This is a genomic window from Citricoccus sp. I39-566 (genome assembly GCF_031432995.1).
Taxonomy (GTDB): Bacteria; Actinomycetota; Actinomycetes; order Actinomycetales; family Micrococcaceae; genus Citricoccus; species Citricoccus nitrophenolicus_A.
Genome location: NZ_CP133842.1, coordinates 3379367 through 3393633 on the forward strand (window position 1 = coordinate 3379367; position 14267 = coordinate 3393633).

The window sequence follows — 14267 nt, forward strand, 5'->3', positions numbered from 1 at the left end:
AGGGCGTTACACCGGTGACACGGCCGGGAAACGGCCCGATCCTAGCGTGGGTGGCCTACGAGGCAAGGGGATGGACTCCATGACGATGAGCGCTGACGAACGGCCCGGCGGGCAGAGGATCGCCGTGGTGGGCGGCGGACCGGCCGCCCACCGACTGGTGGAGGCCCTGCTGGCCCGCCGCGAGGAGGTGCGGATCTCCCTGTTCACCGAGGAGCCGTGGGCCCCCTATGACCGGGTGGCCCTGTCCCGGCGCTTCACGGACCCTCAGGACGCGCTGCCCCTGGGTCTTCTGCCCGCCGAGGACACGCGCCTCGAGCTGCACACCGGCTGCCGGGTCACCGGCATCGATCCCGCGGCACGGACCCTGACTGCGGTGGATGGCGCCGGCGATGGCTCCACCCACGCGTGGGACGAGCTGGTGCTGGCCACCGGCAGCGATGCCGCCCGGCCGGACATCCCCGGCGCACAGGACATGGTGGTCTACCGGACCATCGACGACGTCGACCGGCTGCGCGATCACGTGGCGGAGCTGACGGCCACGCTCGGACGCACGCCACGGGCCGCCGTGATCGGCGGCGGGCTGCTGGGACTGGAGGCCGCCGGCGGCCTGCGGGTCCTCGGCGCCGACGTCACCGTGGTCCACTCCCGGCCCTGGGTGATGAACGCCCAGCTGGACGAGTTCGGCGGACGGACCCTGAACCGGCTGCTGGACAGGCAGGGCTACGCGTTGCGGCTCGGCGAGCGCCCGACCGCGCTGGAGGGGCGGCTGCTGCGCTTCGGCTCCGGCGCGGACCTCGAGGTGGACCTGGTGGTCGCGGCCACCGGCATCACGCCCCGGGACGAGCTCGGGGCCGGGATCCTGGAGCCCGGCCCGCGGGGCGGCTTCGCGATCGACGACTCCTGCGCCACCTCCGTCCCGCACGTGTGGGCAATCGGCGAGGTGGCGAGCCACCGGGGCGAGTGCATGGGCCTCGTGGCACCGGCGAACACGATGGCCGAGGTGGTGGCGGACCGCCTGTGTGGCGGCACCGGGACGTTCCCCGGCTTCGACACGGCGGCCAAGCTCAAGCTCTCCGGGCTGGACGTCGCCAGCTTCGGAGACGGCTTGGCCCGCTCCCCCGGAGCCCTCGAGGTGGTCTACGCGGACCCCACCGGGGGCGTGTACCAGAAGCTGGTGGTCTCCGAGGACGCCCGGACCCTGCTCGGCGGGATCTTCGTGGGCGACGCCTCCCCGTACCCTTCCCTCCGTCCGCTGCTGGGCCGCGAGCTGCCCGGTGAGGCCGGGGCGTTCCTGTCCGCGGCCGGCGGAGGCTCGCCCGTGGACCTGGACCTGCCGGACGACGCCCAGATCTGCTCCTGCCGGGACGTCAGCGCGGGCGCCCTGCGCCGGGCCGTGTGCGAGGGCTGCCCCGACCTGGGGGCGCTCAAGGCGTGCACCGGCGTCGGCACCCAGTGCGGCTCCTGCCTGCCGGCGGCCCAGAAGGTCATGGAGCAGCAGATGGCCGAGCTGGGAATGGAGGTCTCCACGGCACTGTGTGAGCACTTCGCCCTGTCCCGGTCCGAGATGTTCGAGGCCGTCCGCAGCACCCGGCTGACCACGTTCAGCCAGATCATCTCCCGCTTCGGCACCCCCGCCGATCCCCGGGTCAACCTCGGCTGCGACCTCTGCAAGCCGGTGGTCGCCTCCGTCCTGGCCACCCTGCACGGGGAGTACATCCTGGGGGCGGACCGCGGAGGCCTGCAGGACACCAACGACCGCGCCCTGGCGAACATGCAGAAGGACGGCACCTACTCGGTGGTCCCCCGCATCCCCGCCGGCGAGATCACCCCGGCCAAGCTCGCCGTGATCGCGGAGGTGGCGCAGGAGTACGGGCTCTACACCAAGATCACCGGCGCCCAGCGGATCGACCTGTTCGGGGCCCGCCTGGAGCAGCTGCCCGCGATCTGGGCCCGGCTGGTGGCCGCCGGCTTCGAGTCCGGCCAGGCCTACGGCAAGGCGCTGCGCAACGTGAAGTCCTGCGTGGGGTCCACGTGGTGCCGCTTCGGCGTGCAGGACTCCGTGGCCATGGCCATCACCCTGGAGGAACGGTTCCGGGGGCTGCGCAGCCCCCACAAGATGAAGTTCGGGGTCTCCGGCTGCGCCCGCGAGTGCGCCGAGGCCCGCGGCAAGGACGTCGGGGTCATCGCCACCCCGGAGGGCTGGAACCTGTACGTGGGCGGCAACGGCGGCGCCACCCCGGCCCACGCCCAGCTGCTGGCCAAGGACCTGGACGACGAGACCCTGCTGCGGTACATCGACCGCTACGTGGTCTACTACATCCGCACCGCCGAGCGGCTCCAGCGCACCGCCCGGTGGATGGAGGAGCTGGACGGCGGGATCGACCACGTGCACGACGTGGTGGTCAAGGACTCCCTGGGGATCGCCGCGGACCTGGAACAGGTCGTCGCCGAGCACCAGCTGACCTACCGGGACGAATGGGCCGCGACCCTCGAGGACCCGGAGCGGCTGCGCCGGTTCCGCGGCTTCGTGAACGCGCCGGAGGTGGAGGGCCCCGGCCCGGACGGGCCGGATCGCGGCCGTCCCGTGGTCGCCGGACCGCGGATCCCGCTGCGGGGTGAGCTCTGATGCCCGGCAGCGTGGCCCTCATCGGCGGCGGCCCCGGCGCCGCCGACCTCATGACGGTGCGGGCCCTGCGCCTGCTGGACCAGGCCGACGTCGTGTACTACGACCGGCTGGCCCCCACCGACGAACTGGCCGCCTGGGCCCCCCGGGCCCGCCTCGTGGACGTCGGCAAGCGGCCGGGTCACCACCGGGTGCCGCAGGAGGAGATCAACCGGCTGCTCGTGGCCTCGGCGCGGTCCGGGCTGCGGGTGGTGCGGCTCAAGGGCGGCGATCCCTTCGTCTTCGGCCGGGGCAGCGAGGAGGTCTCGGCCTGCCGGGACGCCGGGATCGAGGTGAGCGTGGTCCCCGGGATCACCTCGGCGGTCTCGGCGCCCGCCGCCGCGGGGATCCCCGTGACGGCCCGCGGGCTGAGCACGTCCTTCACCGTGATCACCGGCCACGACCCGCTCAGTGAGCGGGCGCTGGCCGCGCTGGCGCACCTGGGCGGCACCACGGTGGTGCTGATGGGCATGGGCACCCTCGGGCACACCGCGGCCGGGCTGGTCCGGCACGGCATGTCCCCGGAGACCCCGGCGGGCCTCGTGGAGCGCGGCTGCACCCCCGAGCAGCGGGTGTGCATCGCCCCGCTGGGCCGGATCCTGCTGGCCTCCGCCATGGCGGGCATCGCCTCCCCCGCCGTGCTGGTGATCGGCGAGGTGGTGCGCCTGGCCCCGGGCGCGGAACAACGCCTGCGTGACCTGGTGCAGAGCGCATGAGCACCGTCAGCCATCACCTGCCGCAGACGCTCGCCGGATTCCGCATCGGCGTGACCTCCGACCGGCGCAGCGAGGACCTGATCTCGGCCTTCGAACGCCGCGGCGCCGAGGTGATGCACGCCCCGGCGCTGCGGATCGCCCCGCTGACCGAGTCCGTGACCCTGCACCGGGATACGCGCCGGGTCATCGCCGCCCTGCCGGACTACACCGTGATCACCACGGCCTACGGGATGCGCCGCTGGGTGGAGGCCGCCGACGCCTACGGGCTCGGGACCGACCTGCACCGGGCCCTGGCGGCCTCCGCCATCCTGGTCCGTGGCCCCAAGGCGCGCGGAGCGGTCCTGGCCGCCGGGCTCCAGGACACCGGGGCGCCCGAGGACGAGCGCACCGCCTCCCTCGTGGACCTGCTGCTGGCCCGGAACCTGCATGGACGGACCGTGGCGTTCCAGCTGCACGGGATGCTGGACCACCAGCAGGTCGGGCGGCTGGAGCAGGCCGGCGCCCGCGTGCTGACAGTGATGCCCTACACGTGGGCGCGGCCCGCGGAGGACTCGGCCCTGCTACGGATGATGGACGCCGTGATCGAGCGCCAGCTCGAGGTGCTCACCTTCACGGCGGCTCCCGCGGTCGAGGCCTTCCTGGCCGTGGCCCAGCAGTACGGCCGGCTGGACCGCCTGCTCGAGGCGCTGCGCACGGAGGTGGCGACCGCCGTCGTCGGGAAGGTCACCGCCGGGCCGCTGCACGAGGCCGGGCTGCAGCCGCTGATCCCCGCCCGGTGGCGGCTCGGGGCCATGATCCGCCTGGTGTGCGACCACCTGGAGCAACAGCAGGTCCTGCGACTGGACACCCGGCTCGGACCCCTCGAGATCCGCGGCGCGCAGGTCCACCTGACGCGGCACGCGGACGAACCGGTGCGGCTCCCCCCGGGTCCGCTCGCCCTGCTGCGTGAACTGGTGGACGCGCGCGGCGCCGTGCTGTCCCGCCAGCACCTGCTGGCGGCCCTGCGCCACTGCGAGTCCGAGCATGCCCTGGAGATGCTGGTGTGGCGGCTGCGCCGGCACCTGCCGGTCCCGGGCCTGGTGACCACCGTGGTCAAGCGGGGCTACCGACTGGCCGTCTAGCCACCAGTTCCTCGATCCGCCCGCGGCACGTCCCGCATCCCGTCCCGGCCCCGCAGCGACGCCCGACCTCGTCCACGGTGGAACAGTCCGCCGCGGCGTCCTCGACCTGGCCACAGGTGGCCCCGGAGCACCGGCAGAGCACGTCCTCCGGGCCCAGGTCACGGTCCCCGGCGGCGTGCTCCAGGGCCAGCAGCGCCGAGCGGTCCGCCACCGGCAGCGTCCCGGTCAGCGCGTGCCGGGACAGCTCGGCCGCCGACCGCGGCAGCCCGATGGCCACGAACCCCAGCAGCCGGTCCCCCTCGGTGACGATGCGCAGGTACTGTCCGGCCCCGGGGTCCATCCAGGTGGAGACGTGCGGGCCGTCAGGGGCCCAGGGGTCCGCCGCGGAGTCCACCGTGGGGTCCCCCGCGCAGGCCACGGACAGGGAGTGGGACTTCACCATGATCGGGTCCAGCCGGTGGCCCGGCGGTGGCGGGGACGGGACCGGCACGGGGCGACCGGCGGCGTCGAGCTCCACGGAGCCCGGGGCCTCTCCGCACAGGGCCTCGCCGCACAGGACCGCGGCGACGGCCCGCGCCTGGTCCCAGCCGGGGCCGATCAGCCCGCTCGGCCGGGCACCCAGCGAGGCAGCGCAGTCGCCGATGGCGAAGACCGCCGGATCCTCCGGGCACCGCCCGTGCCGGTCCACGACGATCCCGCCCCGGGGCAGGGTGTCCAGACCGGCGGCGGCCGCCAGCTCGTCCCGTGGCCGGATCCCGGTGCAGGCCACGAGCAGGCTCGCCGGGATCCGGCGCCCCTGCGTGGTGCGGATCCCGATGAGGTGCGGGACGCCGTCGCGGTCCGTGGCGCGGTCCTCGGCGCGGGCGGCCACCACGAGCTCCTGGATCCCGCAGTCCGGCCTGACCTGGACGCCCGCGTCCACGAGCTGCCGGTGCAGCAGCCGGCCGGAATCCACATCCAGCTGCCGGCCCAGCGGCACCGGGCCGCGGTGCAGCAGGCTGACCTCCGCACCGACCTCGGCGAGCGCCAGGGCGGCCTCCACGCCCAGCACCCCGCCGCCGAGCACCACCACGGGTTCGTGCGCGCGCACGGCCTCGTGCAGCCGGCGGGCCTCGTGCATCTGCCGCAGGGCGATGACGCCCTCCGGCCGGCTGTCCGCCGTGGCGGCCACGGAGATGCCCCGGCCCACGGTCCCGGAGACGGGGAAGTCCGGGATGACCGCGCTGGCCCCCGTGGCCAGGACGAGCCGGTCGTAGCCGATCTCGGTGGCGGGACCCGAGCCCTCGGCGAGCGACACGGTCTGCCGGTCCCGGTCCAGGGCCACGACGCCGGCCCCGCACCGGATCTCGACGCCGGCCCGTCCGGCGTGGGCCGGGTCCACCTGGGCCGAATCCCCCTGGGCCGCGTCCACCTGGGCCGGGTCGAACATGGCCAGTGCGGAGCCGTCGACGCGCCCGCTGGCGACGTCGCCCAGCCGGATCCGCTGGTAGGCCGGGATCGGTTCCTCCCCCAGCACGGTCACCCGCGCCGCACCGGCCTGCAGGGCCGGCTGGAGCTCCTGCACGAGCCGGGCGGCGACCGGTCCACCGCCGACGACGACGATCCGCAGCGGCCGGCTACTCATCATCGGCCGCCGAGACGGGGTGCAGGTCCACGGGAGTGCTCTTGAACTCGGGCATCTGGCTGAGCGGATCCAGCAGTCCGGCCGTGAGCCGGTTGGCCGCCCCGGTCCCCCCGAAGTGGAAGGGCATGAACACGGTGTCCGTGCGCAGGCCGGCGTCCAGGACCACCCGGGCCCGCAGGGTCCCGGTGGCGCTGCGCAGCTCGGCCCGAGCACCGTCCTCGAGTCCCCGCTCGGCCGCGGTGGCCGGATGGACGCTGACGGTGGCCTCGGGGTGGACGGCCAGCAGCTCCCGCACCCGGCGGGTCTGGGTGCCCGACTGGTAGTGCTCCATGAGCCGTCCGGTGGTCAGGGTGAGTCCGTGGGCGGAGGCGGGCTGGGCCGGGCGGGCCGTGATCGGGCCCAGGTGGGCCCTGCCATCCGCGTGGCCGAAGCGCTCGGCGAAGAGGCGCGGGGTGCCGATGACCGGCTCCCCGGTGGTGCTCAGCTCGGTGCTGGGTTCAGTGCCCCGTGTCTGCGTCAGCGGCCAGTACGGCGCCACGTCGGCGCAGCGCTCCCAGTCCAGTCCGGAGTAGTCCGCCCGGCTGCCGGCGGTGACCCGGCGGATCTCCGCGAAGACCTCCTCCGGCTCCTCGGCCAGCGGCACGGGACTGTCCAGCCGGCGGGCCAGCTCGGCCAGGATCCAGAGTTCGGACCGCGCCCCGGCCGGCCCGGTGACGGCCCGGCGTCGGCGCAGGATGCGGCCCTCGAGGTTGGTCAGGGTGCCGTCCTCCTCGGCCCACTGCAGCACGGGCAGCACCACGTCCGCCATCGCGGCCGTCTCGGAGAGGAAGACGTCGCAGACCACGAGCAGGTCGAGCGCCCGCAGGCCCCGCTCCACGTGCCGGACGTCCGGGGCGGAGACCACCACGTTGGCCCCGTGCACCAGCAGGGCCTTGACGCCGCGGTCCGTGCCGAGGGTGTGCAGCAGCTGGGTGGCGGGCAGCCCGGCGCCGGGCAGGGCATCCGCGGTGGTGCCCCACCGGCGGGCGACGGTCTCGCGGTCGGCGGGGTCGGTGATGGAGCGCAGCCCCGGCAGCTGGTCCGCCTTCTGACCCATCTCCCGGCCGCCCTGGCCGTTGCCCTGTCCGGTGATCGTGCCGTAGCCGCCGTGGCGGGTGCCCGGCAGCCCGAGCAGCAGGGCCAGGCTGATGGCCGCCTTCGCGGTGTCCGTGCCGTCCCGGTGCTGCTCCACGCCCCGGCCCGTGAGGATGAAGACGGGGTCCCCGCCGGCCTTCGATGCGCGGGCCGCCGCGGCCAGGTGCCTGGCCAGCCAGCGGATGCGGGCCGCCGAGACCCCGGAGACGGCCTGGGCCCGTTCCGGCCACCACTCGCCCACGCTGCGGCGGAAGGCCCCGAGACCCGTCGTCCGCCGGGACAGGTAGTCCTCGTCCACCAGGGACTCGGCCAGCAGCACGTGCGCGACGGACAGCAGCAGGGGCAGGTCTCCGCCCGGGGCGGGGGCGAGGTGGTGGCCGGCGCCGTCGTCGGTGAGGTGGGCGGTGGCCGAGCGGCGGGGATCCACCACGATCAGTCCGCCGAGGCCGCGGGCCTTCTCCAGGTGCTGCACGAACGGGGGCATGGTGTCCGCCACGTTGGAGCCCAGCAGCAGCACCGTGCAGGCGGCATCCAGGTCCGTCAGCGGGAAGGGCAGCCCCCGGTCCAGTCCGAGAACCTCGGTGGCGGCCCGGGCGGCGGAGGCCATGCAGAAGCGGCCGTTGTAGTCGATCCGGGAGGTGCGCAGGGCCGTCCGGGCGAACTTGCCCAGGCTGTAGGCCTTCTCGTTCGTCAGCGAGCCCGAGCCGAAGACCCCGATGGCGTCCGGCCCGTGCCGGCGCTGCAGGGCGGTGATGCGGGAGACCACCCGGTCCAGGGCCTCGTCCCAGGAGGTCTCGCGGAGGTCGGCGTCCCGGTGGTCCCGGACCAGCGGGGCCGTGAGCCGGTCGGGCCGCTCCCCCAGCAGCTGCGCGGCCGTGGCCCCCTTGCGGCACAGCCGGCCGCCGCTGGTGGGGAAGGAGGCACCGGCGACGGTGACGGCGGGCGCGGAGCCGAGCGGGCCGGCGTCGTGCGCCGTCAGCGTCATGGCGCACTGCAGCGCGCAGTAGGGGCAGTGGGTCCGGGTCTCAGACATGGGCGCGGGCCAGCCTCGAACCGGGCCGCCGGTAGACGGCGAAGGTGAAGACGGCCAGCAGCAGGTAGGCCACGGCGAGGCCCCAGAAGGCGGCGTCGAAGGACCCACTGGCCTCCTGTGAGGCCCGCAGCACCTGGGGGATCATGAAGCCGCCGAAGCCGCCCACGGCCCCGATCAGCCCGAGGGCGGCGGAGGACTTGCGTTCGTGGCCCACCGGGTCCCCGGCCTTCACGGTCAGCCGGAACACCACGGGGATCATCCGGTAGCTGGACCCGTTGGCGACGCCGGTCAGCGTGAACAGGACCAGGAACAGCCCGAGATACAGCCAGAACTGATGCCACGGCAGGGTGAGGACCACGGCGGCGGTGACCGCGGCCATGGCCACGAAGCAGGCCAGGGTCACGCGTGCCCCGCCGTGGCGGTCCGCCAGTGACCCTCCGAGCGGCCGGGCCAGGGAGCCCACCAGGGGACCCAGGAAGGCCATGGAGATGGCGGCGCCCCAGAGTTCGAGGCTCGAGAAGGCCGGGAACATGAGGGAGATGAGGGTGGGGAACACAGAGCCGAACCCCATGAAGGAGCCGAAGGTGCCCACGTAGATCACCGCGATCAGCCACAGGTGGGGCTCTCGCAGGGCCGAGAGCGAGCCGGACAGGTCGTTGCGGGCGTGCGAGAGGTTGTGCATGTACCGGTGTGCGCCCCAGGCCGCCAGCAGGATCAGGGGGATCCAGATCAGCCCGGCCATCGGCAGGTTCGGGCCGAACGTGCCGAAGGCCAGCACCGTCACCGCCAGCGGGACGAGGAACTGGGCCACCGCCACGCCGACGTTGCCGCCCGCCGCATTGAGCCCGAGGGCGGCCCCCTTCTCGCGGGCCGGGAAGAAGAAGGTGATGTTGGCCATGGAGCTGGCGAAGTTGCCCCCGCCGAGGCCCGCGGTGGCGGCCACCGCGAAGAGCACCCACGTCGGGGTGGCGGGGTTCGAGAGCGCGAGGGCGAGGGCCGCCGTCGGGATCAGCAGCAGCAGCGCGGAGATGACGGTCCAGTTGCGGCCGCCGAACAGGGCCACGGTGAAGCTGTAGGGCACCCGCAGCACGGCCCCGACGAGCGGGGGCAGGGAGACCAGCCAGAACTGCTGGGAGGTCGTGAGGTCGAACCCGGCCGCGGGCAGGAAGACCACGGTGACGGACCACAGCTGCCAGACGGCGAAGCCGAGGAACTCGCAGAACACGGACCAGTAGAGGTTCCGGCGGGCCGCAGGACGGCCGGGGCCCCGCCAGAAGTCCGGGTCCTCCGGCCGCCAGTTCGAGACCCAGCGGCCCGGTCCGATGACGAGTCGGTCGGTGGGCTGCGCGGCGGTGGGGTGCTTGGTGGAGGCTGGGGGTGCGGTCAGGGCCATGGCGGGTTCCTCTCGGCTCGCGGTTGACCGCCACGATGCCAAGGGGGTGTTTCCGCGGCCGGCGCCGGGGGTTTCGCCGAGGGAAAGGATTCCTCACCGCGGCCCGCACGGCGGGTGAGAACGAAAAAGGACCCGGCCCCGCGGGGGTCCAGGTCCTGTTCCGTAGCGGCGGGGGGACTCGATCCCCCGACCTCACGATTATGAGTCGTGCGCTCTAACCAGCTGAGCTACGCCGCCATGAGATGAGTATGCCCGTGCCGCGACATCTCGCAACGCACGGGCTCTCATTCAGAGCCCCGACCGGGAATCGATCCCGGGACCTCAGTCTTACCAAGACTGCGCTCTACCACTGAGCTATCGGGGCAACGACGTGAAACTCTACCAGCGATCCCCACACAAATGAAATCGAGGCCGTTCCACGTCAGAACCGGTCAGTAGCGGTCCCGCGAGGGCTTGTCGAAGGACTTCTTCCCGCCGCCCTTGTAGCCGCCGGAGCCGCCCTTTCCGCCCTTGTAGCCGCCGGAACCGCCCTTGAAGCCGCCGGCCTTGCCCTGGTATCCGCCGCCGCCGGAGCGGAAGGGCTTGCCCTCGCGCTCGGAGCGGGTCGGGCGTCCGGTGTCCTTCTGGATCTCGATCGGCCGGCCGTTGATGGTGGTGTTGCCCAGGGCATCCCACTGCTGGCCCGTCAGGTCCGCGGGCAGCTCCACGAGGGAGTGGTTGGAGCGGATGTCGATGTGGCCGATCTGGTTGGAGCGCAACCCGGCCTCGTTGGCCAGCGCGCCCACGATGTTGCCCGGCTGCACGCGGTCCTGCCGCCCCAGGGAGATGCGGTAGGTGGCGTTGCCCTCGGCCGGTCCGCGCTGCGGCCCGCGGGAGCCGCGGCCGTCCCGCTCGGAGCGGTCGTCCCGGCCGCCGCGGTCCATCCGGGCCGGGGGCATGTCCTGCTCCTCGGTCAGCAGCGGCCGGCCGCCCTGGGCCATCTTGGCCAGGGCCGCGGCCACGTCCTCGGCGGTGACGTCGTTCTCGCCCACGTAGGAGTCGATGAGCTCGCGGAAGACGTCCAGGTCGCCCGCGGAGAGGGTCTCGGTGATCTGGGCGCTGAAGCGGCCCATGCGGGTCTTGTTGACGTCCGCCACGGACGGCATGGGCATCTGTTCCACGGTCTGGCGGGTGGCCTTCTCGATGGCGCGCAGCAGGTACTTCTCCCGCGGCGTCATGAACAGCACGGCGTTGCCCGAGCGTCCCGCACGGCCGGTGCGGCCGATGCGGTGCACGTAGGACTCCGTGTCATGCGGGATGTCGTAGTTGAAGACGTGGCTGATGCGTTCCACGTCCAGGCCGCGGGCGGCCACGTCCGTGGCCACCAGGATGTCCACCCGGCCGGCGCGCAGGTTCTCCACGGTCTTCTCCCGCTGGTTCTGCGCGATGTCACCGGAGATGGCGGCGGCGCGGAAGCCCCGGGCGTTGAGCTTGGTGGTGAGCTCCTCGGTGGCGTTGCGGGTGCGGACGAAGGCGATCACGCCGTCGTGCTCCTCGGTCTCGAGGATGCGGGTCATCGCCTCGAGCTTCCACTGGTGGGTGACCTGCATGAAGCGCTGGCGGATGTTGCCGGCCGTGGTGTTCTTCGCGGCCACGGTGACCTCGACGGGGTCGTTGAGGTACTTGCCGGAGATCCGCTGGATGGCGCGCGGCATGGTGGCCGAGAACAGGGCGGTCTGCTTGCCCTCCGGGGTGGCGGCCAGGATCTGGTCCACCTCCTCGGCGAAGCCCATGCGCAGCATCTCGTCGGCCTCGTCCAGGACCATGTACTGCAGGTCGGACAGGTCCAGCGACCCCTTGGACAGGTGGTCGATGACGCGGCCAGGGGTGCCCACCACCACCTGGGCGCCACGGCGCAGGCCGGAGAGCTGCGGGCCGTACGGGGCGCCGCCGTACACGGGCAGCACGGTGACGCCCTTGATGTGCTTGGCGTAGGAGGTGAAGGCCTCGGCCACCTGCAGGGCCAGTTCGCGGGTGGGGGCCAGGACCAGGATCTGGGGGGACGACGCCGGCCCGGAGACGTCCGCGGTCTCGGCCAGTCGGGACAGGGCCGGGATGGCGAACGCGGCGGTCTTGCCGGTGCCGGTCTGGGCCAGGCCCACCACGTCGCGGCCGCTCAGCAGCAGCGGGATGGTCTCGGCCTGGATCGGCGAGGGGGTCTCGTAGCCGAGGTCGGAGACGGCGGCGAGCACGCGGCCGTCGATCCCGAGGTCCGCGAAGGCGGAGCCGGCCGGCGTCTCCGCGGTCTGGGTGTCGTCATTCTGGGCGTGATCAGTCACGGTGATTCCTCACGGGGTCGGTGATCGCGGCCGGTTGGGTGCCGCGACGCATCGGATTGGTGCTCTCCGGTGCTCCCCGCGGCGTGGTCCAACATCACGCCCGTTCCATTTCTCCTGGCGGTCCCCACCCTGCCGGTTCCGGTAGCGACCCGGCCGCACGGGCGGCACAGCTCAACAGCGGAGGAACGGAAGGGGGTTTGGGACCGGCCGCCCGCGATGCCGGCACTCTGCCGGACACGGGCCACACAACTGCATACGCATACAGGGGATTTGACCGGAATGGTGCATCCAGTCTATCGCATCACGGTGGTCCTGCGGCCGGGACGGGCCGTTAGGCTCGTCACGTGCCTGAGGATCAACCACACCACCGTTTCGCCCGCGCCGCGGGAAAGGCCACCCGCTCCTTCCTCGACACCTCGAGGCAGGACGCCGACCGCGTCCGCGCCGAGCGGGGGCGAATGGCCGACCAGCGGGCGGAGCGCCAGGCCGCCGAGGAGGCCGAGGCGGCCGCCGCGCGGCGAGCCGCGGCGGAGCGACTGGCCGCCACCCCCGCCACCCTGAAGGTCGCCCGCTGGTGGTGGGCCGTGGCCACCGCCGTCTTCGCCCTGATCGCCGTGGCCTTCCTCCTGGCCGGGCTCAACGCCCCGGCCGGGGCCGCCGGTGGACTCGACGCCGCCGCCCCGGAGTCCACCCCCACGGGGCAGTTCGTCCTCGCGGGGCTGGCCGGGGTGCTGGCCCTCGCCAGCGCCATCGGCACCGTGCAGCTGGTACGGTCGCGGCGCAGCGCGGCCAGCCTGCTGACGGGCGTGGCCGTGATCGTCGGGATCCCGCTGATCGTCCGCGGCCATCCCGCGCTGATCGCGCTGGCCGCCGTGCTGCTGGCCGGCGCCGCGCTGCTGTGGTGGCCCGCCGTGCGCCGGTTCCTGCGGTGAGCCGGGTGACGGCCCGGCGAAGCTGACGCAGGGTCAGGCCCAGTCCGCCCGCCGATCGACGACGACGGCGCGGCGGGAGCCTGCGTCGTACTCCATGACCTGCCGGCCACCAATCCACACGCGCAGTGCCCTCTGCATCACGTCCAGCGGGTCACCGGACCACAGCACGACGTCGGCGTCCTTGCCCTCCTCCAGGGAACCGATCCGCTCCGCGAGCCCGAGAACCTTTGCCGGGTTGATGGTGATGGCCCGCAGAGCGATCTGAGGATCCAGACCCTCTTTGACCGAAAGAGTGGCCTGGGTGACGAGGAAGCTGATCGGCACCACGGGATGGTCGGTGATGATCGAGATCTCCACTCCCCTGGCTGCGAGCTTGCCAGGATTGGCCATGTTGCGCCCGCGCAACTCGACCTTGGACTTGGAGGTGAACAGCGGGCCGATCAGCACCGGCACCCCCCGCTCGGCGAGCACATCCGCCAGCGGGTGGGCCTCAGTGCCGTGATCCAGGACGAGTTCGTAGCCGAACTCCTCGGCCAGGCGCAAGGCGGTGGCGACGTCATCGGTGCGGTGGCAGTGCTGGCGCCAGGGGATCTCCCGGCGCAGCACCCGCGCCAGCGCTTCCAGGTGCGGGTCTCGCGCCACGGGTTCTCCGCCGGAGGCCTCCGCCTGCTCCAGCCGCTGCAGGTAGTGACGGGCCTTCAGAAACGCCTCCCGGATCACCAGGGCCGTGCCCAGCCGGGTGGAGGGTGTCCGGTCCTTCTCCTGATAGACCCTCTTGGGGTTCTCGCCCAGGGCCGACTTCACCCCCGAGGGCTCGCGCAACACCATCTCGTCGATGTACCGGCCGTGGGTGTGGATGGCCACGGCCTGGCCGCCGATCGGATTGCCGGAGCCCGGATTGACGTTGACGGTGGTGATGCCCCCGGCCAGTGCCTCGTCGAAACCGGGGTCCATGGGATCCACCGCGTCCACGGCGCGCACTCCGGCCATGACCGGGTTGGTCATCTCATTCACGTCGCTGGTGGCACTGCCCTCGCCCTCCGGGTGCATGCCCAAGTGCACGTGCGCGTCCACGAAGCCCGGGAGTAGCCACTGACCTGCGGCGTCCACCACCTCGGCGCCGGGGGGCACCTGCACATCTGGTCCGAGCGCGGAGATCCGGCCCCCCTCAAGGAGCACCGTGCCGTTGAAGGCCTCTGCGGTGACGGGAACCACGTGGGCGTTCGTGATGGCCAGGACGGCGGCTGGAGGGGCGAAGGGTTCTTCGGTGATGATGGTGTCGATGGTCACCTTCCCACCCTACGTGCGTGCGCCGCCTCCTGCGCTGAGCCGCA

General features: G+C 73.2%; 9 protein-coding genes and 2 tRNA genes. 4 read left to right on the forward strand and 7 right to left on the reverse strand.

Annotated elements, in window-relative coordinates; genetic code table 11:
* The first annotated feature begins 79 nt into the window (after nt 1-79).
* The 3 genes from nirB to RE421_RS15560 are packed head-to-tail and all read left to right on the forward strand — an operon-like array spanning nt 80 to nt 4499.
* Nucleotides 80-2626 carry a nitrite reductase large subunit NirB gene (nirB, locus tag RE421_RS15550; protein WP_396134529.1) on the forward strand — a complete coding sequence of 849 codons (2547 nt, stop codon included), beginning with the start codon at nt 80-82 and terminating at the stop codon, nt 2624-2626.
* Complete coding sequence (gene cobA / locus RE421_RS15555; protein ID WP_309812092.1) at nt 2626-3378, forward strand: uroporphyrinogen-III C-methyltransferase; 753 nt, start codon at nt 2626-2628, stop codon at nt 3376-3378. The genes nirB and cobA overlap by 1 nt, the downstream gene beginning before the upstream one ends.
* Nucleotides 3375-4499 carry a uroporphyrinogen-III synthase gene (locus tag RE421_RS15560; protein ID WP_309812094.1) on the forward strand — a complete coding sequence of 375 codons (1125 nt, stop codon included), beginning with the start codon at nt 3375-3377 and terminating at the stop codon, nt 4497-4499. The genes cobA and RE421_RS15560 overlap by 4 nt, the downstream gene beginning before the upstream one ends.
* Here the strand turns inward: RE421_RS15560 and RE421_RS15565 are convergent.
* From RE421_RS15565 to RE421_RS15590, 6 genes are all read right to left on the reverse strand, one after another.
* Nucleotides 4471-6126, reverse strand: a complete 1656-nt coding sequence (locus tag RE421_RS15565; protein ID WP_309812096.1) for an FAD-dependent oxidoreductase — start codon at nt 6124-6126, stop codon at nt 4471-4473. The genes RE421_RS15560 and RE421_RS15565 overlap by 29 nt on opposite strands.
* The gene (locus tag RE421_RS15570; protein WP_309812099.1) at nt 6116-8290 is read right to left on the reverse strand and encodes a molybdopterin oxidoreductase family protein; all 2175 of its coding nucleotides are present in this window, start codon (nt 8288-8290) and stop codon (nt 6116-6118) included. The genes RE421_RS15565 and RE421_RS15570 overlap by 11 nt, the downstream gene beginning before the upstream one ends.
* Nucleotides 8283-9683, reverse strand: coding sequence for an MFS transporter (locus RE421_RS15575; RefSeq protein WP_309812103.1), 1401 nt, complete (start codon nt 9681-9683; stop codon nt 8283-8285). The genes RE421_RS15570 and RE421_RS15575 overlap by 8 nt, the downstream gene beginning before the upstream one ends.
* Nucleotides 9684-9846: 163 nt before the next feature.
* Nucleotides 9847-9920 (reverse strand) — tRNA-Met (locus RE421_RS15580).
* A 55-nt stretch (nt 9921-9975) separates the two neighbouring features.
* Nucleotides 9976-10047, reverse strand: a tRNA-Thr gene (locus RE421_RS15585).
* 67 nt (nt 10048-10114) lie between these two features.
* Nucleotides 10115-12001: a DEAD/DEAH box helicase gene (locus RE421_RS15590; RefSeq protein WP_309812108.1), complete on the reverse strand. Its 1887-nt coding sequence runs from the start codon at nt 11999-12001 to the stop codon at nt 10115-10117.
* A gap of 344 nt (nt 12002-12345) precedes the next feature.
* Between RE421_RS15590 and RE421_RS15595 the strand changes: the two genes are divergently transcribed.
* A complete protein-coding gene (locus tag RE421_RS15595; protein ID WP_309812111.1) occupies nt 12346-12933 on the forward strand; it encodes a hypothetical protein in 588 nt (195 codons plus the stop codon).
* A 33-nt stretch (nt 12934-12966) separates the two neighbouring features.
* Here the strand turns inward: RE421_RS15595 and RE421_RS15600 are convergent, their stop codons facing one another.
* A complete protein-coding gene (locus tag RE421_RS15600) occupies nt 12967-14223 on the reverse strand; it encodes an amidohydrolase (RefSeq protein ID WP_396134530.1) in 1257 nt (418 codons plus the stop codon).
* Between the last annotated feature and the right edge of the window lie 44 nt (nt 14224-14267).